The organism is Paenibacillus sp. WC2504, assembly GCF_052682475.1.
In genome coordinates this window covers 5,472,379-5,497,551 of record NZ_JBQZFH010000001.1, presented here as the reverse complement: position 1 = coordinate 5,497,551, position 25,173 = coordinate 5,472,379, and the positions used below count along the sequence as shown (strand labels likewise).

The window sequence follows — 25,173 nt, the reverse complement described above, 5'->3', positions numbered from 1 at the left end:
GGTAAGGGGAGAGGGAGTGACTTGACATGTCTGTAAAAAAGAAAAAAAGGGACTACAGCATAACTGGAGCTGAGAATAAACGGGCAATCGAGCTCGGGCTGGCGGAGGCGGAATGGTATACATGCCCGATCCCTCGTCAGCGGATGAAAGAATTAATGAAACGGAAGGATGGCCCGGCCATACGGGACACGATCATTTGGATTGGCGGACTTTTCATTTTGGGATATCTCGCCTATTTGTCGTGGGGAACCTGGTGGGCTATTCCCGCCTTTCTCGCTTATGGCATTCTCTATGCGACACCTGGCGATTCCAGATGGCACGAGTGCGGCCATGGAACGGCATTCAAGACTCCTTGGATGAACGAGGTCGTCTATCAATTTGCTTCCTTTCTTGTGTTGAGGTCCGCCACGCCCTGGCGGTGGAGCCATGCCCGCCATCATACGGACACGATCATCGTTGGACGTGATCCGGAAATTATTACCGAACGGCCGCCGATTTGGAAAATCCTCATTATGCAAGTTTTTCATCTGTATGGCGGGCCTATCGAGATCAAACGTTTTTTTCTGCATACGTTCGGTAAGCTGGATGAGCAGGAGAATGTATATATTCCCTCCTCCCAGCACCGGAAAACATTCCGTGAGGCGCGGATTTATATGCTTATTATTATTGCTGTTTTGGCAGCATGCCTGTTCACTGGCAGCCTGTTGCCGGCAATGTTTGTGTTTCTGCCTTCGTTTTACGGCGGAATCGTAGTGCTGCTGTTTGGTGTCACGCAGCATCTAGGTCTCTATGAAGATGTGCTCGACCATCGGTTAAACACCCGGACGGTTTATATGAATCCGATTTTCCGCTTTCTCTACTGGAACATGAACTACCATACGGAGCACCATATGTTCCCGATGGTCCCTTACCATGCGCTGCCAAAGCTGCATGAAGAAATGAAATCCGATTGTCCAGCAGCTAGGCCAAGTCTATGGGCAGCTCTGAAAGAGGTTGTTGGGGCTCTAAGAAAGCAGAAGCAAGATCCTGCTTACGTTGTGGTGAAACCGCTGCCTAAAACGGCGCGCCCTTATATGTACGGGCCTGCTCATGTTTTAAAAGAAAGGAGCGAATTAGGATGAGTCTCGGAGAATGGATCGAAGCCTGCCCTGCAGACGAAGTGGAGATAGAAGATGTTATCCGTTTCGATCACCAGGATCGGACGTTTGCAATTTATCGAACGGAGAAAGGCGACTATTATGCCTCGGATGGTTTTTGCACCCATGGCAAATTTCATTTGTCCAATGGTTTAGTCATGGGCAATCAAATTGAGTGCCCTAAGCATAATGGCCGTTTTGACATCCCCACGGGTGTCGCGAAACGTGTGCCTGCGTGTGTGGATTTGCAGACGTATCCTGTGAAAATAGAAGCGGGAAAAGTATTTATTCAAATTTGAGCATGAACTTCAAGCTCGACCGCTTGATGAACCCTGACGAAGGAAACTTTGTCAGGTTTTTTTGCGAGCACTGGCAGACGGTTGGGTGACTGCTGTGCGGCTAGCTAGCCTCTTGAAGCACTAGCCGTCCGCTAACGGACTCAGGCGCCTATATTTGCTTAGTTTACCTCTTTGCACACTTGTCGCCAGCTAACGGGCCCAGATACCTCTATCTGCTGCTTTTGGGCTGGTTTTAATACCTAACGGACTCACGAGCCGCTATCGGCCATGAAATGGTGCGAAAATCGACGATCATCAGCAGGATGAATAAAATAACCTATAAAAATGCATAAAAGACCCCATAATCCGTTCGCGTTTTTGTAATAAAGTTAGTCCATGCAAGAAAATGAGCGAATGAGAGCGGGGCTGATTACTTTGAGGCATTAGTTTTGTTTTACACATAATGTAAGCGTTTTATAATGGGGTATCATCTTTATAGGGAGGTGCACGAAATGAGGAAAGAACTTGCTCTGATACTATCATTTATGCTGCTATGTTACTGTTTTGCCCCTTTAGTCAGTGCAGAAGAAGCTGCTGCACCAAAAACGTCAACCACAACGACGGCGGCACCAGCACCAAAATCAACAACAAAACCAGCGGCAACGAAACCAGCAGCTCCTTCTTCAAGCGTAACTGCCGACACTTATTTAGCTGACCAGCTCAGTGATTTGAAAAGTCTTTCGAAGGATGACAAGAAAAAAATCAGCGCTCTTTTAAAAATGGACGCGATTGAGAAGTCATCTGCCGATACTTTTGGTGTGGATGATACCATCAATCGAGCTCAGTTAGCAAAAACAGCAACACTCGTTTTGGGATTGACCATGGACAACATGTCTAAGGGATCAAGTTTCACAGACGTCCAAACGAATGATGCATCTCGGATCTATATTGAAGCACTAAAGAATGCCAATCTGACCTACGATGTGGTTGATAACAAATTCAATCCGACAGCGGTCGTGACCCGCCAAGAGCTCGCCATGCTGCTGATCAAAGGACTGGGCTTGGATGATAAGGCGAAAGCGGCAGCTCCTAGTAAAGACGAGACGGTGGACGCGAATTATAAAAGCTATGTCACCTATGCACTGCAGCAAAAGCTTATGACCAATCAGACAGGTGGCAAATTCGGCGGCAACGTTAACGTGACTCGAAAAACACTGGCACTTGCTTCTTATGCAGCGCTGCAGCTTCATCTGACAACGGCTAAGCCTGCTAAAGCTTCGATTGCGGAAGTGAAAATAATCGGAAAAAATAAGCTAACTGTAAGGCTGAATCGTGAAGTTGACAGCAATAAGGCTGTTCTGAATGTGACGAAAATGGGTTATTTAGATTCGGACAATAAGCCCGTTAAATTTGAACCCACCACCTCATGGTCCGATGACAGTACGATAGCAACGCTTGAAATGAGTGATGATTTAGAATTTGCACAATATCAAGTTATTCTAAGTGGTGTGGATGTCGAAAACGGCACGATGAGCTTTATCGCTGAGAATGAACGGGCAGCTAAAATTGAATTCGTTACAACTACGGAGAAATTGCCATGGTCTAAGGCGCTTATAACTTATAAGGCCCTTAATCAATATGGCGAGTCAATGAAGTTGTCGGCAAGCAATGTGAACGTGTATGTAAGCGCACCGAAAAAAGTTCAATCAACTATTTTGGCCGATAGCAATGCAATTATCTTGGATTTAAGCGATTTACGGCCTGATGATACGATTACAGTTAACGTGCTGGAAAAAAGCGGTTATCTGAATGTTATGAAAACGTTCACGATAGGTGACATGCCGCAAGTGAAGAAAGTCGACTTAGGTGATCCGAAAAACAATTTGAAGCTCCCTGTCGGACAACTCGTGTTTCAAGCAGGAGGGCGGGCATACCTCACTTTTAAGGCTTATGACCAGTACGGCAATCGCATTGTGGATCCAAAAATTTTGAACATGGGATTATTCAAATCCTTTACCGGGGCTATTGGAAATGTTTTCAAAACAGATGATCCTAATGATTTCGTTGATTTCGACAATGACGGCTATCCGGAATTGCAATTGGTCGTCTACTCGGATTTGGACAGCAATAAAGAAGTAACACTAAATTTAATGTTTAATGGTGAACAGGTGTCACAAACATTGAATGTAGCAGCGCCGAAGACAGCGTATTCCGTTGTAATCGGACCCGTAATTACGCCATTGACGGAAGGCGATATTGATAAGGCGATAAGCTTAAAAATCATTGATTCGTCAAATCAGGAGCTAACTTCAACAGAAATAGCTGCTCTTGAAACGGCTGGTAAAATTTCCGTTTATGCTACAGGTGGCCTTGTAGTAGAAGCGAGCCCGAGTACCCGTACAGATCCAAAAACAAATATCACACGTAACGTAGGTATTGACCTTAATGGAACTATTCACGTCAAGCAGGTGACGTCAGCAGGACCAGCCACAATTTATGTCCGAGTGAATGGGCTCAATCAGACGTTCAGCCTCCCAATAATGATTGAACCTGCTCGTAAACCTAATTCCATTAAGTTGGATGAAGGAAACTCCGGAAGAACCATTACGTTGATCAATACTTTATCGCAAGCGAAAACGAGCGGCGTATTCAAAATTTATGATCAGTTCGACCAAGTGTATTCGACGAAGCGTAGTGATTATAAGGTTGAGATGAAGCTTGAAAAGCTAAGTGGTGTTACAGGAGCAGTTTATACCACAGGAGCGGTGACGCTCAATGATGCTACGCCTGTTGTCCTGAGGGAGATTACGGATATTGTCAAAGCGAGCGGTGGTGATGGTCAATCAATCACCTTCAAAACGTATCCGGCTAAAACCGGAAGTTACCAATTGACCGCTACGTTAGTTCATCTGGATGGAAACGGGCAGATCCAAGAAAGGCTCAGCACCGATTCAATCATCGTGGATGTTGTGGATATTAATAATCCGAATCTGACCTATTCCTTAGACTTAGGCTCAAGCAGCGAGCTTCTGGCGGTCGGTAGAATATTGTACGATGCAGCGAAAGTCAACAGTGTTACGAATGCGACGTACTTGTTCAGTAACTACTCGTCGCTTGCCAGAGGTGTCACTATTTTAACCAAAGACTCTGCTGGTCTGGATACAGGTCTTACCGTAAAGGTTAGAGCGGTTACTTCCGACAATCCGAAGGCTATGGCTTATAGTAACGGGAAAATTATTGGACTCGACAGCGGAAAATTCAACCTTACCGTGTTCTTTGATACTCCGAGCGGAGTTAAGTCACTGACACAAAGTCTTGGATCCGGTATCGACTCTATGGCCCCAACATCGATCAAAATATCTGGCAGTAACCCAAAAACGATAAGTAACGGTGCCAAACTGCAATTAAACGGTCTTTATTTGTGGGATACGCAATTAATGAGCCAATTACAGGCTGCTACGAATTATGGTACATTCACTAATGTGTGTAAAGACAAAGACAATAAAGCAACTACCTGTGCTGCTGCCATTACGAATCAAGATCAAATTGGTCCAGCGAATGACTTTATCGGTTTGCAATCGTTTATTGGAGACATTATTTATAAAGAACTCGATCCTGGGAAGCAAGATTCGATCTCTGTGAATCCTAATTTTACATTATCTTATACCCGCAATCCAAAAAGCGGTGATCCTACGACGAACAACATTCAACAATTCAATATTTACCTTGTTGGAGGAACGCAGATTCTCAAATTCACAGTTATCTTAGGTGCTTAAACTTTTAATTTCAATACCCTGCCGCAACCCGGCAGGGTATTTCTATGTCCAGCCACCCCAGACAGGATTGACCTATAATGACAGTCGTTTTCACTAATGGTTTGCCATTCGCAACTTTGTATACTTAACAGTAGAAGCAAGGAGGGATAACATCATGGCGAAGAAAAAATACGTGATTTGCGGCGTGAGTACGAGGGTAAACGGCATGTTTATTCGTCCAATGCTGGAGACGTTCCATCAGCATTGCGAGATTGTCGGCTTGCTGGATGCGGACCCAAGCCGCTTTGCGAATTGCTTTAAGAAATTTCCGGTGCTGGCAGGGACACCGGTATATGCTCCGGCACAATTCGAGCAGATGATTCAAGAAACGAATCCTGACGCTGTCATCGTTGCAGGAGTGGATTACACCCATGCGGATTATATCGTAGGGGGCTTGCAGCACCATCTGGATGTCATCTCGGAGAAACCGATGGTGACGACCGGCGCTGATTGCAAGCGGGTTTTGGATGCTCAGCATAACAGTAAGGGAAAACTTCACGTCACTTTTAATTATCGGTATTCTCCGATTCATACAAGAATTAAGGAACTGATTCTGGAAGGCAGAATCGGCCGGGTGACTTCGGTTGATTTGAATTGGTACATTGATACGTATCATGGTGCAAGTTATTTTAAAAGATGGAACCGCAAACGCAGCAACTCCGGCGGGTTGTCGGTGCATAAGAGCACACACCATTTTGATCTTGTGAACTGGTGGATCGGCCAGAAACCATTGGAAGCGTTCGCATATGGAGCGCTGAACTATTTTGGACCTGACGGGGAATTCAACCCCGTGAAGGAAGACGGCAGACACTGCGGGACGTGCAGAGTCAAACCCTCCTGTGCGTATTTCATGCGTTGGTCATCACGGAGCAAAGAGGTTGTACCGCCGGACGACCATGTGAATGCGGTTGATATTAAGCCTGACAACTTTACAGGTTACCGTCCTGACGGGTGCATTTTCGATGGTGAAATTGATATTGAGGATACGTACGCAGCTGTTGTTAAGTACGATAAAGGCGCTATGTTAAGCTATTCCGTCAATTTCTCGGTTCCGTACGAGGGCTATCGTTTGGCTATTAATGGGACAAAAGGCAGAATTGAAACAAAGGAAATCATGTCCGGGCGGGCTGCTTTCCATGTGCCTGAGCAAACGATCGACTACTTCCCGCTGTTCGGAGGCAAAGAAACGATACACGTTGTACCGAAAGCCGGCGGGCATGGCGGTGGTGATCCGCTTATTTTGGAGGATTTATTCCTGGGACCTGATCCGCAGCGTCATTATGACATTATGGCAGGTGCAGAAGCAGGGGCGCTTGCAGTGCTTACAGGCGAAGCCGTTTGGAAATCTGCGGCTGCCAATCAACCTATACGTTTATCCGATCTGTTGGTCGAGTCAGAGCTGGCAGAAGTGTCAAGAGGAGGAGGTTCTCATCGTGTTTGAAAAGTTTGAAAATGTTCAAATCGCCCATTTTGATGTGAAAAGCCAGCTGCCAAGGTGGATTTACGAATCCGCTATGCGTGCAGCGGAGAGGGGCGAGCTTGCGCGTGGATCGATCGCAAATAAAGCCGATCTCATGCAGCGCCAGAAGGAAATCCGTGAAGGCATCCTCACTTGTATCGGTGGGCTGCCTGCTTCGGACACACCGCTAAATCCTCAAATAACAGGAAGAGTCTCAGGGAATGGCTTTCATGTAGAGAAAGTGATTTTTGAAGCCAGACCGCTCGTTTATGCTACGGCAAATCTATATCTACCAGATGGGGTAACCGAGCCACGTGGCGCTGTCCTTTTGCTGTGCGGTCATCGCGAGCAAGCCAAACACTGCGATGAATATCAGACGGTATGTCACTATTTGGTGCATGCGGGTCTGATCGTATTGTCCCTTGATCCGGTAGGTCAAGGGGAGCGCTTCGGCTTCTATAATCCTGAAACAGGGCAAGCGCCAATGACGAGCGTAACGGAGCATGAAAATGTAGGCCGGCAATGCATGCCGGTAGGAGACAGCTTAGCGCGTTATATGCTTCACGATGCCATCCGGGCTATTGACTATTTGTGCACAAGAAAAGAAGTGGACCCGCAAAGGATCGGAGTAACGGGGCACTCGGGCGGCGGTACTCAAACATCGCTGCTAATGATGGCCGACGAGCGCATCGCTGCTGCAGCCCCAGGCGGATTCATCATGAACAGGCCGTATTTTCTCCTGACCGGCAAAGCGCAAGATGCCGAACAGAAATGGCCTGGCTTCTCAGCGCTTGGCTTTGATCACGAAGACATCGTGCTGGCGATGGCGCCTCGCCCAGTGCGTGTTCTCGCTACAACATATGATTCCGTCCCGATTGAAGCTCCACGTCATAACGTAGCGGTTAACCGAAGATTCTGGGACATGTATGACAAAGGGGGGCTGCTGGATATTTTTGAAGATGAAAATGCGCATCGCTTTTCGATCCCGCTGGCCCGTGCGGCAGCAGAGTTCTTTTCTGAACAACTGTTGGGCCGTAAGGTTACTCCGCAGGATGATGTTATTCAATTGCTGCCTGCTGATCAGCTTCATTGCACGCAGAGCGGGCAAGTGATCGGTGAATATCCGAGTGCCCGCAATACACACGACGAAAACAACGAACGATTGGCACAGCTGGAGAAAGCGCGCAATGAGCTGTCGGAAGATCTGCGCAAAAAGAAAGCGTTGAAGTGGCTGCGAAATGCCGTTTACTTCAATCGCAAGCCATGTGATCTGAATCCGCGTCTTTCCGGAGGCGGTGAGGTGGAGAATCTGTGGGCGCTCAGGACGGTATGGTGGAGCCAACGAGGCTTGCTGAATAATGCTTTGCAATTTTTCCCGGCTGAAGCGGCGGGCCGCAAGCTGCCGGTTACCATTGCTGTCTGGGACGGCGGGACCAAACAACTGAATGCGCATGCCAAATGGATTGAGGAGACCTGCGCTTCCGGACGTATTGCCATGGTGCTCAATCCAGTGGGCATCGGCTCGCTTTTGCCGCACGTAAACTCGCCAGAGGAGAGACCTTACAAACGTTTCGGCATGATGGACCGCTACACAGATGAGTTAATGTGGCTTGGCGATAGTATGGCAGCCGTACGAACATACGATGTATTGAGAGCCATTGAACTGGCAGGAACGTTGAAAAATATCGATGCTGATGATATCGAACTTTACGGCTGCGGGAAGTATGCCATCTACGCGGAGTTAGCAGCTTTGCTCGACTCACGCGTCCAACGTGTATGTCTGGAAGACCGAATGAGCAGTCTTGCGGAGTGGATTAGGGAACCATTTTATGATGAGAATGATTCTTTAAGTTTCATACTTCCAGGAATGCTCCACTATTTCGATATCCCGGATGCAGACAATTGGCTCGAGCAAGAAGGCAGATTGGGAACAGCCATTAAGTATAGGAAGAACACCGCAAGCTAAAGGAGGAGAAGACATGGCTACAGTTGTTGCTGTTTACACGGGTCAAGGGCTATCGGAACGTATTGGGCCGCTGTTTCGGGAGGAATTGCCGGGCTGCCGCCTCGTCAACATTATCGACGACAGTATGATTGCCGATGTGATTCAGGCGGGTGGAGTCACTACTGCGGTAGTTCGCCGCTTGGTTCAGTATTATCGACACGCCGAAGATATCGGCGCTGATCTCATCCTCAATACCTGCTCATCGGTAGGTGAAGCAGCGGACCGGGTACGATCATTGTTCAATATTCCGATCGTTAAAATCGATGATGACATGGCACGTCAGGTTACCAAAAACTTTAATCAAATTGGTGTGCTGGCTACATTGCCTACTACACTCGACCCGACCAGGCAATTGTTGCAAAGAGAAGCAGATCTTCAAAACCGCAATGTCAGTGTCGTTGACGCCTTGGCGGTAGGCGCTTATCAAGCATTAATTTCCGGCCAGCCTGAGGAACATGATCGTTTGATCTATGAAGCGGCCAAATCAGTAGCCAAAAAGGCGGATGTACTCGTGCTGGCTCAGGGATCCATGGCGAGAATGGAAAAAGCGTTAAGTGACGAAACCGGACTGCCTGTGTATGCTAGCCCACGTCTAGGCATTATGGCTGTACGCGCCGAATTGGAAAGACAGGGGAAATATCCATGTTGAAGAACGACCAAGTTATTGCCACTTATTGGCTCGAAACCGCATTTTCCTTAGAGAAGGCTTGTGAAATTATCGTCAGCGAGCAGTCTACGGGGACGTTTCTCCCGCTGCCGAATGAAACGGACAGTTTGAAGCAAAAGCATCGCGCGCAGATTTTATCCATCCAAGAGTTGGAAAGCTCGCCTTTTCCATCACTACCGGGCGCTAAAGTGCCTTCGGGCAGCAAAGGCGAATTCCGACGCGGCATTGTGAAGATTGCATTCCCTTATGCGAACATTGGACCTTCAATTCCGAACTTGCTTGCGACTGTTGCAGGAAATCTGTATGAGTTGGAAGAGCTGTCGGGGCTTCGGCTGCTTGATCTGGAATTGCCATTGTCGTTCCAAGATCGGTATGAAGGCCCGCAGTTCGGTATTTCCGGTACGAGGGAAATCACCGGTGTGCATGGACGGCCGATCATCGGAACGATCATTAAGCCCAACATCGGATTGGCGACGGAACAGCTGCGGTTGATCGTGCGTGAATTAGCCTTGTCCGGCATTGATTTTATTAAGGACGACGAGGTGCATGGGAACCCGCCGTATGCCCCGATTGCCGAGCGCATCAAGGTTGTTATGGAAGAAATAGAACGTGCTGCGGACCGCACAGGTAAAAAGACGATGTACGCTTTTAATATTACCGATGATATCGATCCTATGATGCGTCATCTTGAAACCGTCGTGAAAGCCGGAGGAAACTGCGTGATGGTCAGCATCAATAGCATTGGATTTGCCGGGCTTGCGCATCTGAGAAAAAATGCCCCCGTATGCATACACGGACACCGAAATCAATGGGGGATGATGTCACGTTACCCGTATCTGGGCATGTCTTTTGCAGCTTACCAAAAATTGTGCCGTCTGGCTGGCGTAGATCATCTTCATGTGAATGGGCTCAACAACAAATTCTATGAAGACAATGCATCCGTCGTAGATAGCGTGCGTGCTTGTATGACGTCGATGTTTGATCCATCGGACACTGTGCTTCCCGTGCTGTCATCCAAGCAATGGGCGGGGGCGGCGCCGGAAACGTACCGTACGCTGGGCACCGTCGATCTGATGAATATTGCAGGCGGCGGTATTCATGGGCATCCGGACGGGCCTGGAGCAGGATTTCGCAGTCTCGTGCAAGGGTGGGAGGCGGCCTTAGAGGGGATTCCTCTGCATTTGCATGCCGATAAACATCCTGAATTGAAGCAGGCTTTAGCAGCATTCAGTTAATGTCAGCCTCGATGGGGTGGAAGGGAGAGGATAACGAATGCGAATCTGTTATTACGGCGATGACTTCACAGGTTCCACGGATGTGTTAGAGGCGCTCACGATCGGCGGTTTGCGAATGATTTTATTTATGGATATGCCAGACGTATCCACTTGGTATGAGAAATTCAGCCAGTATGACGGGTTTGGCGTGGCGGGCGTAAGCCGGACGATGAGTCCGGAAGAGATGGAGAATACGCTTCACCCCGCACTTAATGCCCTAAAGGCATTTCAAGCGCCAATTGTGCATTACAAAATTTGTTCCACCTTCGACTCCTCCCCCTTAACGGGCAGCATAGGAAAGGTTATTGACATCGGACGGCGTGTATTTCCGGAACAACGGTTCACGCCACTTCTCGCAGGCTCGCCCGCGTTAAAAAGGTATACGGTGTTTGGCAACCATTTTGCCGGGAAAGGGACGGAAATGCTGCGTTTGGATCGGCATCCGAACATGATGCAGCACCCGGTTACGCCGATGAAGGAAGCGGATCTTCGGGTTCATTTGGCTAAGCAGACGTCTTGCACGATCGGTCTGATGAGTGTTTTGAATTTGGAGCATCATGGAACGATGCTGAGAGAGTGTTTAAATGAGAAGCTCGATCAAGCACCCGAAGTTTTGCTGTTCGATGTGTTAACGGACGATCATCTTACCAAAATCGGTGAATTATTTACGGAAGAGAGCGAGAATGAACCGGTATTCGTCATTGGTTCTTCAGGGGTGGAATACGCGCTAGTCTCCCATTGGCAGCAGCGAGGAACGCTGCCCGCAGTGTCTGAGCGGAGGACAGCAGAGCCTGCGGATCGGCTCCTTGTCGTATCAGGCAGTTGTTCTCCAGCGACTTGTGCGCAAATCGAATGGGCAATGGCGCACGGCTATGCGGGTATTCGCGTGCCAGCGCCTCTTTTTTTCGAAGAGGATTCGGAAGCGAAATCAGCTCAGGCCATGCTGCTTAGCGAAGCGGAGCGCTTGCTCCGGGCTGGCAAGAACGTTATTTTGTATACTGCGCTGGGTCCGAATGACGCGTCTATCTTGGAGACTCAACATCTGATGCGAAGGAGCGGGCACAACCAGGCGGTAAGCGGTGAGCGAATCGGCGGACAATTAGGTGAAATGGCGAGAGCGCTGATACAGTCTACAGGAGTCCGAAGAGTTGTTTTGGCTGGAGGGGACACATCAGGTTTTGCCGTAAAACGAATGAATCTGTATGCGCTAGAAATGATAGCTCCTGTTGTTCCGGGAGGGCCGCTTTGTCGGGCATTTTCGCAAGATAAATGGATGGACGGTTTAGAAATCGTTTTGAAAGGCGGTCAAGTTGGGCCACCGGATTTCTTCGATCGGGTGCTTCACGGGTCATCTTGACTGCCGATCCACGGAAAGAAAGAAGGTTTCATATGCAGAAGGACACAAAATCCCATCTCATACGACGTTATTTTAAGTTTCTAAAACCGTACCGTTACATGATTATTACCATTGTTGGGCTCGGTATTCTGCAATTTGTCGTCCCCATGACGGTGCCTTGGATGACCAAAGTTCTGATTGACGAAGTACTTCCGCGTAAAGAAAGCTCATGGACATTGGCGAAGGTGATTGGAGTACTGGGAGGCGTTTACGTTTTCGGAACAGCGGTCAATTATGTGCGTCAATGGGTGATGGCCAAAATGGGAAATTCTATGGTCATCGATATCCGCTTTCAGCTATATGAGCATATGCAAAAGCTTTCTCAGCGGTTTTACGACAGCCGTCAGGTCGGAAGCATCGTCTCCAGAATACTGAACGATGTGAACGGCGCCCAGAATCTGGTCGGCTCAGGCGTCATTAATCTGGCGATTGACTTCTTTCTGGTGCTGTTCGCTGGATTTATGCTGTTTCATATGGATTGGAAACTTGCGTTGTTGTCTCTATGGCTGCTTCCCGTCTATTATTTAACGTTTACGAACATTAATGTGCATATTCGCTACGCATGGCGCTCTGTACATCGGCAGATGGAACGAATGTCAGGCGTGCTTGTCGAGCGTATTGCCGGGATGAAGGTTGTGCAGGCCTTTAGCCGGGAACGCATGGAGTTGAACCGGTTCAAGAAGCAAGCTTCGGCTCACTTTGGCTACGCAATGACGGCGCAATTTTTATCCAATACGCTTGGCCGCATTAGTCAAACTTTTCAGGATTTCGGCGGGCTGATCATTTGGTTCGTTGGGGGGACGATGGTCATTCGAGGCAACATGTCGGTAGGGGAATTAATCGCCTTCCAGGCTTATTTATCCCAAATGTATGGCCCAATTCAGCGTTTTTCTGATGTGAATGTGACGATTCAGAATTCACTTGCCAACGTGGAACGAATTTTTGAAGTGTTCGATATTGAACCTGAAATTCAGAACAATGACAATCCCCTGCCGCTGAAAACGTGTAAAGGCGACATCCAGTTTGATCAAGTCGGTTTCGATTATGTGATTGAAAGGCCGGAAAAGCAGCAAGTGGAAGTCGATCAGAAGGATAAAGATCTGGTCGAACGCCAAAGACCTGCCAAACGGTTTTATTGGATTCCGCCGAAAATGAGACCGGATCCGCCCCTGATGGTTTTGGAGACGAGGGCAGCGCTTAAAGGAATAAGCTTTAAAGCTTGCAGCGGGGATGTGATTGCGCTTGTCGGCCCAAGTGGCGCAGGCAAGTCTACCATTATTAATTTGCTGCTTCGCTTTTATGACCCGGATGAAGGATCCGTTTTGCTGGACGGGGTTGATTTGCGAAATTATGATCTGCATGACCTGCGCAGCCACATGGCGCTTGTGCTTCAGGACAATATTCTGTTTTCCGGAACCGTTTATGAAAATATTGCTTATGGCAATCCGAAAGCTGCTAAAGAGCAAATTATCGCTGCTACACAAGCTGCGAATGCGCATGAATTCATCGAAGAGTGGGAGCTCGGATATGAAACCATGATCGGAGAACGCGGCGTCAGGCTGTCAGGCGGACAAAAACAACGTATCGCAATTGCGCGAGCGCTGCTCAAGAGTCCTCGCATCTTAATTTTGGATGAGGCCACGTCGGCATTGGATGCAGAATCTGAACATCTGGTCACAGAAGCGCTGGAGCGATTAATGGAGGGACGTACGACGTTTGTCATCGCTCACCGGCTGGCAACAGTCGTCAGAGCCGATCAAATTCTTGTAATTGACCGGGGACGGATCGTTGAAAGAGGGAAACATCAGGTACTGCTAGCGCAACACGGGTTATATCGTGAATTATATGAAAAGCAGTTAAAGGCGATGCGGCCGGATGAGCTGATCGGCTTGGATGCATTGAAACACGAAGCGTAGAAAGGAAACTGCCGATGACTAGAATTTGTAAACGTTTCCCCATCTTCATGGCTTTTGCGATAGTCGTTTTCATTAGCCTGATGTTCCTGCCGGTATCCGCATTCGCAGACGGTGGCGATTCAGACGAGGCCAGTGCTGCATTCGAGCGAATCCCGCTTGGCGGTAATGCTTATGCTGAGATCAAGCAGTTGAAACTTCTCTCCGATCACAACGGGAATATCGTTACGTTCAATCTGCATATTTCAAACAAAAGCTCAGAGAGCCTATCTCTAACTGATTATTGGATACGCTTGCTAGATAAGGACGGTGACCTATTCATCGCCAAAATCATGCCACAAGACAAAGAAAAAACGAAAATTGCAGCAGGATCTTCGCAAGAGTTTTCCTACTATGCCCTGGTTAATGAGGCAACCTCTTTGCATGATTTGAAATTTCGATTCGGGAAATGGGATTTCTCCCGTAGTCCATTCGAGCGACAGCTTGGCGAAATTTCAGTGCCTGATGATTTTACACAAGTGGCACCTGCAGGAGGTTCTCAAGAGATTAAGATGTCAGGAACGATCATGGAAGCTGCACTTTCCGATTTTAACCTTGGAAAAAATGAAAAAAACAGCTTGCCTAACGTAACACTGAAACTGAAAAATTTGGGGAAATACAGTGTGACCGTACCCGACTATCAGTTTAGCGTACGCACGTTGGAGGGATATACGTATCCGTTACTAGCAAAAGGATTAACCGACCTCCTCATCAACTCGCAGGAAACGAAGGAGATTACGCTTACGGGGAGTGTCCCGGCAAACGTTTCAACTGAAGGCTGGCAGATCGTTGTAACACAATACGTGTCCGATTTGAAGTTGAATGTGCCAATCGCTGACTTGGAGCTGCCGAAAAAATCGGAGCAAGAAGTGAGAAGTTCAGGCGAGGAAGTTGCGTTTACGGACGAAAATGGGTTGTACACGACAAGGATGAACGGCATGTATCGGCTGCCTTGGGAAGACACGGACATTTTGACTGCGGATTTCACGTTGATGAATAAAGGTTCGGATTCGCTGCCAATTCCACAGTTGTCCGGTTACTTCTTGTTGGATGGCAAAGTGAAGGCAGCGGCGAAAGTCATCATCCCGGCAAAAGTGCTCGGCCTTCCGAAAGACAGCTCTGTCGGCATGCAGATGGCGGCTAAAGTGCCATATACGTATGCATTTTCAAACATAGAGCTCGTGCTGCAGGAAAAAACGTCCGATGGGAAAATCATCGACGTGTTGGATTTTGAGTCGCAGGCTGACCTCTTGCATGTCCCGATCCTTGATGCGGCTTCTTCTTTTGAATTGACCGATGCGGGCTATCAATCCAAATTTTCCATTGAAAACGTTGTGAGCTATCAAGCGCAATCCACGGAACAATATACCGTGCGGGTGCTGATTGAGAATCAGGAGAAAAGATTTACGAACTTGGCGAAGCTGGTTGCCAGCTTTCGAGCAGCAAACGGAACCGTTTACCCGGCCAATGTGCTGGATGTTGAAGAGAAAGTGGGTCCCGGAGGGAAAGCACTGCTCATCGTTTCAAGCATGCTTCCGAAGGGCGTTGATAAGAGTGGGATGAATCTACTGCTCGGGGAGGCCGTTAAAGACGGCAAACTGCTAACGGAAGAACCTGCAACTGATGACGACGATGATGATAGCGAAGACTCAGGCGATGCTGACATGTATGTGAAACCATTTGCCTTCTGGCTCCCGCAAGAGAAGACGGAAGTAGGGACACCACTGAAGGGGGTATCCCTTGCGCCGTATACGCTCTCCATCGATCATTTCAGCACGGCACTGAATAATAATGAACTATCCTTGAAGTTCAACTATGAGATTGTCAAAGATATGAGTACGAGCGTAAATACGGAAGGACGTAAAATCGTCTTTCAGATTAACGACACGAACGGCTTGAGGGCGATTGAATGGTCGGCGGATTTAAGCAGTTTTGAGCCCCGCGCCAATGAAACGCCAGAGACGCCGCAATCCAAGCTGAAAGTTGGTAAGCATAAGGACTTCAAAATCAGTTTGGCCAACGGAGATTTGCTCTACAAATTGTCCTTCCTTAAAACGTACGATTTTAACATTTACGAAGAGTTTCAAGGCCATCGACGGTTATTGGGGACCATGAAAAATGATTGGTTCGTCACTTCGGAGTGATACTCTGTTCAATGATCAAAGCCTGACGGAGCAAACTCCGTCGGGCTTTAGTTTTAGCTACTTTACCATGAGACCACCCTAGCCTCCATAGCACCTCCGCAGCACAATTTAACGCCGATTCCTCCAGCTATTAATTGCAAACGACTTGTTTTTTTACCAAATAACTGGAAATAATACAGCTAATCTCACTGATTATCCCAAAATCCTCCTGATACCGACAATTTAACTGGAGCTACTACCGCTATTTCACTCCCTGCCCTCGAACTTCGCAAAATAACGGTAGTTTTCGCATCTATTTCAGTCAATTAGCTAAATGATAGCAGTCGCTTTGGAATTGACGGCATATAAAAAGCTCCTAACGTTAAGAACGACGTGTCATCCATCATTCTCAACATCAGGAGCCTACAAGATCTTTATTACTGCGTCAAAGCCAGCTCAGCAACATTAGAAATCACTTGCTTGTTGGCAAGCTGATCCCATACAAAAGCCTTCAGCTTATAACCGGCGGCATCTTCGGGCAGCTGGAAGTTTGCCGTTAGCGTTCTTATCCCTTGACCTTCGACCAAGTCGCTTGTATAAGAATAGTTAACGATACTGCCGTCAGCATCATAGAGCGCGATGACGAGTACGCCATTTTTATCAAGCTCCGAACGATTGCTAAATTGCACACTGACCGAAGGATCACCGTCATTCTCGTTCAGCTGCAAATTCCCGGTGGTGAAGACATCTCCTGTGATGTTATCTGTACGCAGCTTCGTATTCTTAAACAGGGACGAATTGTAGTAATTAAAATTGTTCGTACTTTTCGTCGCATCGACGGCCATCCCGATGTAAGCATGGTCCGGCAGATCTAGCGTGACAGAACCGACCACCTCCCAGTTAGCTCCACCGTCAATGGAAATCAAACCTTTGACTTCATTCCCATATCTGGAAATTTTCAAGAGTGCAGGCAATTCTACATTTGGCTTCGCAGTGGTTACAACCAAATCCCCTCGGGCTGATCTGCTCATAAAATGGATCCGTGTCCCGTAATATTCTTCCTTCATCACCGTGATCATGGCAAAAGGAGAATCTGCCGTCAGATCCTGACGGATCATAAGCCCTGATTTTACACCATTATCGTACTCAGAAGGATTCTGGAAGTTAATCGTAGAGCTTAACTCCATGTCGCCTGAAATGTCACGGTATGTGTATTGAAACGCATCTTTCGATTGGATGCCATCGCTCGTTGCGCCAATTTTGCCGGTACCTTTTACGATGAAAGAACTGCTCTCATCCCCTGATACACTTGAAGTTCCTGGTATTGTTACGCTGCCAATATCTGCGGATGTCCAGGCGCCAATTCCACTTGATCCGTTGACATGAATAGCCACCATGCTTGAAAGGGTTTGAGTGCCTGAATTGTCAGTTGCCTTGGCATACAAATAATGAGTTCCTTCCGGAGCGTTTGTCCATGTATACGAATAAGGCGCGGATGTAACCGTTCCTAACGGGACTAATTTCATCGCTTGCGTATCGTAGAAGGAGAATTCAACCTTGGCTACGGTGCCATCACTGTCAGAGGCTGTAGCATCAATGACAATATCTTGATTCGCTTGCAGCATCGCATTCGTAGAAGGACTGGTGATCGCTACAGCTGGATTGTTGGATCCATTGCCAAGCAGCGAGTTTAAATATTTCTCCAAATAGGTAAAACCATCACCGCTATCCGCTTTACCATCAGCTGTGTTATTAGCATCTAGACCATTTGCTTCTTCCCAAAGGTTGGGGATGCCATCGTGATCGCTGTCATAATCGGCTGACAAAGTCGTCTCCGTTAATGCCGGAAACCCTCCGTCCCCATCCGGGGTATTGGCGAATTTCCCCAAGCCGTTTCTTACATCGTTCACGATACGCGCATCGAGAGAATCTCTTTTTGGTAAAATGGCTCCTGCGTGTTCTAGGACTTTGTCGTAAGTGTCCGTTGCCGAGTCCGTTGTCACAGAAGTATCGACAGTGGTGCCATCGGTATTTTTATAAGTAATAGGTACCGGGCTTTGCAGGCGATTGACAGTTCCTAAGCCATACTCGGGTTGAACGCCGCCGGCCCAGTTATTTGAACTGATCTCTGGATAGCCGTCTACATAGTTGCCCTCAATATAGTAGTTTCCCGGCTGCTCGGACCAAGGATTGAACACCCGATTTTTCACATCATCAAAGGTAGCAGGACCCGCTTTATAGTAGTTGTTTACGACGTTGACGCCAGTCGCATTTTCACCGCCATATCCGCTGTTGGCTCCCCAGTTATAAAAGACGTTGTTCCTCAAGTCGAACAGCAGAGGCGCGTCTTTTTCAAGTCTAAAATCACGGTCTAATCGAGGATTTCGACTATTGTTGTTGGCAATTTAATTATGGTGAAACGTCATATTGGTGCCGCCCCATATACCGCCGTACCCATGGGCGCCTTTGTCATGAATGGACATGTTCAGAGAATTGCTGATGATCGACCATTGCACGGTGATGCTGCTCTTATCTTTGGATGAAAGGACTTCGTCCGTGCTCCAGCTAAAAGAACAATGATCAATCATCATTTTCGGAGCGTTGGGTGAAAAGGTATCGTCCAGCTCGGCAAAACCTCCGCGGAAGCGAAGATAACGGATGATGATATTGGATCCGCCCAAAGATACCGAATAATTGCCGATGGCGATGCCGTCTCCAGGCGCGGTCTGCCCGGCAATCGTCAAATTGTAGACATTGGTTTTAATTTTCTCCTTCAAATGAATGGTGCCGGAAACCCGAAAAACAATGACTGTCGATTTGGCATTGCTGTTCGCAACTTTAGCAAGCCCATAGCGCAGCGTTCCGGGAATCGGGGTCTCTGAAGACGTGTAATCATCAAGACTGGTGACCTCGTAAACGTCCCCTCCGCGTCCCCCTGTTATATACATAGCGGCGCCTTCTGCTCCAGGAAAGGCCGGAATAGGTTCTGCCGCCGCCGCAAGCGAAGGGACTAGACTTGCTACAATAAACAGGAATGATAACATAGCAATTATCTTTTTCATTGTTGCCTCCTCGTGCCTACGGAATCGATATACTGTTCGACAATGGTTTCATGGTTATAAAGCTGTCCCAGATAAAAGCTTTGGCGTGATAGCCGGATAGGGTCTGTGGAACCTTGAATCCGGTGTTTAACGTCCGTTTTTGCCCGGCGTGTGCCGTTACAGATGCGGACGTATAAGTAACCAAACGCTGATTGGCGTCGTACAATGCACAGATTACAACAAAGGATCGTTCCTCGGCGGTGTTATTCGTGACCTCGACTTTGGCCGTTGCGTTCATTCCCGGCGTTAATGCGGATAGCTTGTTGCCGTTCCAATCTATGAACTCAAAAGAGTTCAACTGGATAGAACGTCCTCTCACGAGGATAAAATAGCCGTTGCTATCGGATTGCGCGATTTTGTTCAGAGTAACCTGCGAATTGGTCGCAAAGCTTTTCTTGTACAAATCGAATACCTTGGCGCCTCCGTCAAGCTCGATGGTATCCGCTGTTTTGGTCCAGGTTGACAGCCAAGCCAAGTTGGCTTCCATCGTTTCGCGGCTTACAGCGACAAAAACATCCGCATCATTCGTTACAGTAAAAGTGGTGAGCACATCGCTTGCTGTATAAGAACCCGATGCATTCGACGTGCGAATCCAATCGATTCCTGTGTAATTGGAAGAGAGTTTGGTTATGGTGCTCTGTGAATCGCCATAAGGCGTACTGCCTACGGCGAGATCGCTTTGCACGGACCATCCAGACATGTTTTTGGTATCGTTGACGTACACGTTTTGGATAATACTAGTAGTAGCGGAATCCAATGCTTTTCTCGGATTAGGCGTAACAGCAACGGCTTGCGACAAGGAGAGAGGACTCTCTACTTCCGTGTCGGTGCCTTTGGACAGCAGCCTTGTGTTTTGGGTAATTTTCACATAATACGTTTTCCCGTTCTCAAGCAGCGGGCTGGTGGAGGATGTCCAAAGCTTTGTGATGGAGACGTAATCGCTCGGCACAAACTTTTTATTATATTTGTCCATGACCTTCACATACTCCGAATCAGCAGCGTCAGGTTTGGTCGCCACGTAGACATTATTCGATCTGGCGCTTGCCGATGGTGCCCATTCTACGTAGATTTCTTTATCCCTTGGATAGGCCGTAAGTCCAACGGGAGCTTCTGGCGTGGCGGCAGGCGGTTTCGCAGAGACCTTGATTCGGGATACGTAGAAAGAGTTAATCGGATTAGGTGATTCGCCAGCTGTAAGCAATTCAATCATGGCGATGTTTTGCTTTATTTTCTCACTCGTCGTGGTGCCGGCGCTCCGAACCTCGACCGTAGGTTGCTTGGAGAAACACAGGTTACCATCCACATATACCATGACTTGATCATTGACGATATCGACAACAACCTTGATGTTATACCAACGATTCGGCTCATACGGATACATGTTGTCCGGACCCGTTTTGGCATCGAAGACGAACTTTGCCTGTGAAGGATCTGCTGTGATTCTGGCGATATAGTCGCCGTTGCTGCTTAATAGATTCAGAACTTTCGCTTTTTCGCGCTGCGGCCCGGGCTGCATGAATGTAACCTCAGCTACGACCACACCTTCCTGCTTATCAAACGTTTTGACGATTCTCGTCGTGTTGCGATAGACAACCTTGCTGACGGAATTATGGTCATCGTAAACATAGAGGCTGTTGCCTGCTTTACCGGGAGCTTTGGCTACATAAGCGTCACCTTTAAGGCCGCCTGCGTTCCCTTCCTCAAGCATAGGCTTGTATACAACATAGCCTTGATCTTCTGCTTTTGTGCCAAGTGAGTTGTTTTCAAAGTTATCGTCAACGAGCACTTGCCATCCATCGCTAACGGGTGTTTCTGCCGCCATCGCTTTTGTATCAAAAGTGGTTCCGTAAACCCCGCTGACTAACAGAACTGCGAGTGTGAGGCGGAGTATCATCGGTCTAAACTTCTTATTCAAAATAACACCTCCGAAAGATCATTACTTCGTTTTGCCGGATTGGTCATGAGGCACGGTTACCGTTGTAGTAGCCGCCTGGCGATTTCCGGCTTTATCGGTCGCCGTGTAGGTGATGGTATATACGCGTTCGGAATGCTCTTTTGATTTCTCTGCACGAAGCGCAAAAGTCTTATCCAAAGTGCCAAACTGCGCGTCTTGAATGTCATCCGGCTGGATGGAATCATTACAAGTAATAGAAGTAAGGACAATGTTATCGATTTGCGAAATGGCGTCAAAAGCGTACACATCGGCGGTCACAGTGACCATTTTCTTATTTGGCGGCCAGATGGTGTCCTGATCCAAGGTTACTTTGATGGAAGGCGCTTCTTTATCCAGTCGTAGAGTTAGGGATTGGACGGCTTCTTCATTTCCAGCCTGATCAATACTTCTGTACTCAAACAGATAGCTACCGCTAATTTCAGGTAGTGTAACCGCTTGTACATATTGGCTCCAAGCACCTCCATTCAATCGGTAGGTGGTTTGGGTGACCGAAACGTTGTCTGTTGCGGAAAGTGTGACAGTCGGCGCGGAAACATACCAGCCATTGCTGCCGTCAACTGGGCTAGCTTCGGCGGTTGTTACTGGCGCTGTTGTATCAAGCGAATTTACGGTAAAGGTCGTTTGGGAAACAGCGATATCGGCTTCACCTGCGACGGAAACGGCATAGGTACCGGTAATGCTTTTATTCACCGTAAAATGAAACAGGTAGTCACCGTTTGTACTGCTTTTGCGCTGATCCAAGTAGGCAAGACGATTGTGCGGATCACGGACTTGTACAGTAATCAGATGCTCTCCCGTCAAGCCCGAGTTGCCGGAAACCGTTACAATACCTGTAGCTGAATCTAACGATGCTGTTACTTCCGCGGGAGATGCCGATGCGATCTGCAGCGATAGACTGAAGAACATCAGGAGTGACAGCAGGAATAAGGTCCATTTTCTCAAGTTACTTCCTCCTCTTGTTTGTTATGGAGCGGAATATGCCTAAGTCATTCATCCCCTTTCGGATTTTTCGTCAAAAAATTGAAATCGTTTTCAATGAAGTAAATGAAAAAAGATAGCGTGAAAACAGCTATGCTAGTTAACTTTAATACATATTCCATCTGGCACATTAGGGGAATGAGTTCATTTTTATAGGTTATTTCTTTCATTTAGGTGCATGCAATGAAGCAAGTGAGGGCATTACGTCATAAGGTTAATGTTTTTGCCCTATAAACTGTTCTCGAACCCCCCATATCGGAGCTGGTTTCTCCTTTTATAATACAAACAAGTACGATCTTAACTTAAGGGGGATAACGGTGAGCCTATCTATTGTTGAATGTTTAACGGAATATGCGAATAACCCGCTTGGACTTGATGTCAGGCGGCCACGCTTGTTTTGGAGGCTGGAGTCGAACGAGCGCTCTGCTGTTCAAGCGTATTATCAAGTGTTGGTTGCTTCGTCACAAGAGCGGTTGGATCAAGGTGTGGCTGATAAGTGGGACAGCGGTAAAGTGGCGTCCGATCAATCAATTCACATTGCATATGCGGGAGATACGTTGATCTCTGAGCAAACTTATTATTGGAAAGTCCGAGTGTGGGATACGCATGGAGAAGCATCTGCCTGGAGTCAAACGGCTTATTGGTCCATGGGACTGCTGTCACGCGCAGATTGGAAGGCCAAGTGGATCGGCCGCAAAGCAGAAAAAGGCGTTGATATGCAGCCTCCTCCATACTTGCGGAAAAGCTTCCAGCTTGCCAAGCAGGTGAAAAGAGCGTTTGTTTATGCGACTGCGCTTGGCTTATATGATCTTCGGCTTAACGGAAGCAGGATTGGAGCTCTCTTTGCGCCTGGCTGGACAGACTATGAGACACGCGTGCAAGTGCAAGCCTATGAGATTACAGACCAATTAACCGTAGGCGAAAATGTTTTTGGAGCCATTTTAGGTGACGGCTGGTACGCGGGTACGGTCGGTTTTCTCGGGAAAAATGTGTATGGGGAAAGGCCGTTTTTGCTTCTTCAGGCACGAATTGAGTACCTCGACGGCACGAGTGAGCTTATCATTTCTGACTCGTCTTGGCAGGCAGCTAAGGGAGCGATTCTTTATTCGGATCTAATCAAAGGTGAAGCCTACGATGCTCGGCTGGAGCCGACCGGATGGGATCAAGCCGGTTATCAAGCAGCTTCTTGGGAGATTCCGGATGTTCGAACGGGCTACAATGGATTGCTTGTGGCAACGATTGAACCGCCGGTTCGCATCATGCAAGTACGTAAGCCCGTCTCTTTCCGCCGCACGGAAGAAGGGACTTTCATTTATGATATGGGACAAAATATGGTGGGTTGGACAGAGTTCAAAGTTAGTGGGGCAGCAGGCCACCAAGTCACCGTCAGCCATGCCGAGATGCTGAATCCAGACGGCAGCCTATATTTGGACAACTTACGAGTAGCCGTTCAGCAGGACCATTATGTGTTAAAAGGGACCGGGGAAGAAAGGTATGAACCGCATTTTACATTTCACGGATTCCGTTACGTTGAACTGATTGGTTACCCTGGTGAACCCGATTTGGATACAATCCTGGGAAAAGTCGTACACTCCGATATGGCCGAGACGGGACGACTGGAGACCAATGATGAGATGGTGAACCGGCTGTATAGCAATATTACATGGGGACAAAGGGGTAATTTCCTCTCTGTGCCGACGGATTGCCCGCAGCGCGACGAGAGGTTGGGCTGGACCGGTGATGCGCAAATTTTTGCCCGCACGGCCGCTTACAATATGAATGTATCTCGCTTCTTTTCAAAATATATGCAGGATATGATTGACAGTCAGCTGCCGTCGGGGGCTTTCACAGATGTGGCGCCTGACGCTGGCTGGATTCGCCACAAAATGTGGAATGCGAATCTGAATTGGTTCGCACCCGATAATGCGGGATGGGGCGATGCCGGGGTTATCATTCCATGGACCTTGTATCTGATGTACGGGGATATTCGCATATTGGAAAATAACTACCAAGCGATGGTTGATTGGGTCGGCTACCTTCGGGACAACACTGAAGATCTCGTGCGTCCGGATTATGCCAACTATGGCGATTGGTTGTCCATTGATGCGGATACGCCAAAAGAAGTGCTAGCCACGGCTTATTTTGCTTACAGCACCCAGTTGTTGGCTAAGATCGCCGGCGTTCTGGGACGCGAGCAAGATCAGACGCAATATGAGAGCTTGTTTGCCTCGATTGCCCAAGCATTCCGGGATTCGTTTGTGGGCAGTGACGGCCGAATTCACGGAGAGACACAGGCGGTGTATGTCCTTGCGCTGCAATTCAACTTGCTGACCGAAGAATTGAATAAGATGGCTATAGAGCATCTGACAGATGATATTTCCGCTCGTGGAGACCGTTTATCAACGGGCTTTCTCGGAGTCGGCTACTTACTGCCTGCTTTAACGGATCATCGAAAGTTAGACGTTGCTTACACGCTGCTTACTCAGGAGGAGTTCCCTTCCTGGATGTATTCCATCAAACATGGGGCAACGACCATCTGGGAACGGTGGGATGGCTGGACGGAACACAAAGGGTTCCAAACGCCGTCAATGAACTCCTTTAATCACTATTCCCTTGGCTCAGTAGGGGAGTGGATGTTCCGATATATGGCCGGCATCGAGGCTGATCCTGCTGCACCAGGGTTTAAACATGCGATCATACGGCCAAGGCCAGGTGGGAAATTGGACCGGGTTAAAGCAAGCTACGATTCCTTGTACGGAACCATCGAGGTGGCTTGGCATTTATCCGCGTCGTCAAAAGTATTCCGGATCGAAGTGTCGATTCCCGTTAATACGACGGCTACGATTTATGTACCTGGACGGGTTAGTGCCATCGATGGCGTCGAAAGGACATCAGGAACTTGGGAGATCGAAGGCTGCCAGCCGCTTGGCAGTACGGAAGAGGTAAGTTGGTTCAAGCTTGGAGCGGGTCGATACACGTTTGAGAGTGATTTGCTTGCCATTAAGGCATCTGTGTAGTGTTGGTTTCATTATTCA

Annotated in this window: 15 protein-coding genes; 11 read left to right on the top strand and 4 right to left on the bottom strand. The window is 48.0% G+C overall.

All coding sequences use genetic code 11. The features are described from left to right. Positions 1 to 26: 26 nt before the first annotated feature. The 10 genes from ACUN27_RS24770 to ACUN27_RS24725 all read left to right on the top strand — a co-directional run bounded on the left by ACUN27_RS24770 (position 27) and on the right by ACUN27_RS24725 (position 16,126). Positions 27 to 1,121: a fatty acid desaturase family protein gene (locus ACUN27_RS24770; RefSeq protein WP_315948814.1), complete on the top strand. Its 1,095-nt coding sequence runs from the start codon at positions 27 to 29 to the stop codon at positions 1,119 to 1,121. Then, entirely contained in the window at positions 1,118 to 1,435 is a 318-nt protein-coding gene (locus ACUN27_RS24765; RefSeq protein WP_127449195.1) for a MocE family 2Fe-2S type ferredoxin, read from the top strand. The genes ACUN27_RS24770 and ACUN27_RS24765 overlap by 4 nt, the downstream gene beginning before the upstream one ends. A 491-nt stretch (positions 1,436 to 1,926) precedes the next feature. After that, entirely contained in the window at positions 1,927 to 5,190 is a 3,264-nt protein-coding gene (locus ACUN27_RS24760) for an S-layer homology domain-containing protein (RefSeq protein ID WP_326061453.1), read from the top strand. Between the two features lie 154 nt (positions 5,191 to 5,344). Continuing rightward, positions 5,345 to 6,670 carry a Gfo/Idh/MocA family protein gene (locus tag ACUN27_RS24755; RefSeq protein WP_326061452.1) on the top strand — a complete coding sequence of 442 codons (1,326 nt, stop codon included), beginning with the start codon at positions 5,345 to 5,347 and terminating at the stop codon, positions 6,668 to 6,670. Beyond that, positions 6,663 to 8,654, top strand: coding sequence for an alpha/beta hydrolase family protein (locus ACUN27_RS24750; RefSeq protein WP_315948818.1), 1,992 nt, complete (start codon positions 6,663 to 6,665; stop codon positions 8,652 to 8,654). Before ACUN27_RS24755 ends, ACUN27_RS24750 begins: the two co-directional genes overlap by 8 nt. A gap of 13 nt (positions 8,655 to 8,667) precedes the next feature. Then, positions 8,668 to 9,342, top strand: a complete 675-nt coding sequence (locus ACUN27_RS24745; RefSeq protein ID WP_326061451.1) for an aspartate/glutamate racemase family protein — start codon at positions 8,668 to 8,670, stop codon at positions 9,340 to 9,342. After that, positions 9,336 to 10,595, top strand: a complete 1,260-nt coding sequence (locus ACUN27_RS24740) for a ribulose-bisphosphate carboxylase large subunit family protein (RefSeq protein WP_326061450.1) — start codon at positions 9,336 to 9,338, stop codon at positions 10,593 to 10,595. The genes ACUN27_RS24745 and ACUN27_RS24740 overlap by 7 nt, the downstream gene beginning before the upstream one ends. A gap of 37 nt (positions 10,596 to 10,632) precedes the next feature. Next, positions 10,633 to 11,991 carry a four-carbon acid sugar kinase family protein gene (locus tag ACUN27_RS24735; RefSeq protein WP_326061449.1) on the top strand — a complete coding sequence of 453 codons (1,359 nt, stop codon included), beginning with the start codon at positions 10,633 to 10,635 and terminating at the stop codon, positions 11,989 to 11,991. Positions 11,992 to 12,023: 32 nt separating this feature from the next. Then, positions 12,024 to 13,946 (top strand): ABC transporter ATP-binding protein, encoded by a 1,923-nt coding sequence (locus ACUN27_RS24730; RefSeq protein WP_326061448.1) that lies wholly within the window; start codon positions 12,024 to 12,026, stop codon positions 13,944 to 13,946. A gap of 14 nt (positions 13,947 to 13,960) precedes the next feature. Next, the gene (locus tag ACUN27_RS24725; RefSeq protein WP_445559712.1) at positions 13,961 to 16,126 is read left to right on the top strand and encodes a hypothetical protein; all 2,166 of its coding nucleotides are present in this window, start codon (positions 13,961 to 13,963) and stop codon (positions 16,124 to 16,126) included. 416 nt (positions 16,127 to 16,542) lie between these two features. Here ACUN27_RS24725 and ACUN27_RS24720 read toward each other — a convergent pair whose 3' ends face one another. The 4 genes from ACUN27_RS24720 to ACUN27_RS24705 form a co-directional block, all read right to left on the bottom strand. Then, positions 16,543 to 18,432, bottom strand: a complete 1,890-nt coding sequence (locus tag ACUN27_RS24720; RefSeq protein WP_445559711.1) for an Ig-like domain-containing protein — start codon at positions 18,430 to 18,432, stop codon at positions 16,543 to 16,545. A gap of 78 nt (positions 18,433 to 18,510) precedes the next feature. Beyond that, the gene (locus ACUN27_RS24715; protein WP_445559710.1) at positions 18,511 to 19,167 is read right to left on the bottom strand and encodes a hypothetical protein; all 657 of its coding nucleotides are present in this window, start codon (positions 19,165 to 19,167) and stop codon (positions 18,511 to 18,513) included. Positions 19,168 to 19,183: 16 nt separating this feature from the next. Next, on the bottom strand, positions 19,184 to 21,121 hold the full coding sequence (locus ACUN27_RS24710) for a hypothetical protein (RefSeq protein ID WP_445559709.1): 1,938 nt from the start codon (positions 21,119 to 21,121) through the stop codon (positions 19,184 to 19,186). A gap of 21 nt (positions 21,122 to 21,142) precedes the next feature. After that, complete coding sequence (locus ACUN27_RS24705; protein ID WP_326061443.1) at positions 21,143 to 22,102, bottom strand: OmpL47-type beta-barrel domain-containing protein; 960 nt, start codon at positions 22,100 to 22,102, stop codon at positions 21,143 to 21,145. A 353-nt stretch (positions 22,103 to 22,455) separates the two neighbouring features. On the opposite strand from ACUN27_RS24705, the gene ACUN27_RS24700 reads away from it, so the two are divergent. Beyond that, positions 22,456 to 25,155: a glycoside hydrolase family 78 protein gene (locus ACUN27_RS24700; RefSeq protein WP_326061442.1), complete on the top strand. Its 2,700-nt coding sequence runs from the start codon at positions 22,456 to 22,458 to the stop codon at positions 25,153 to 25,155. Positions 25,156 to 25,173 lie beyond the last annotated feature (18 nt).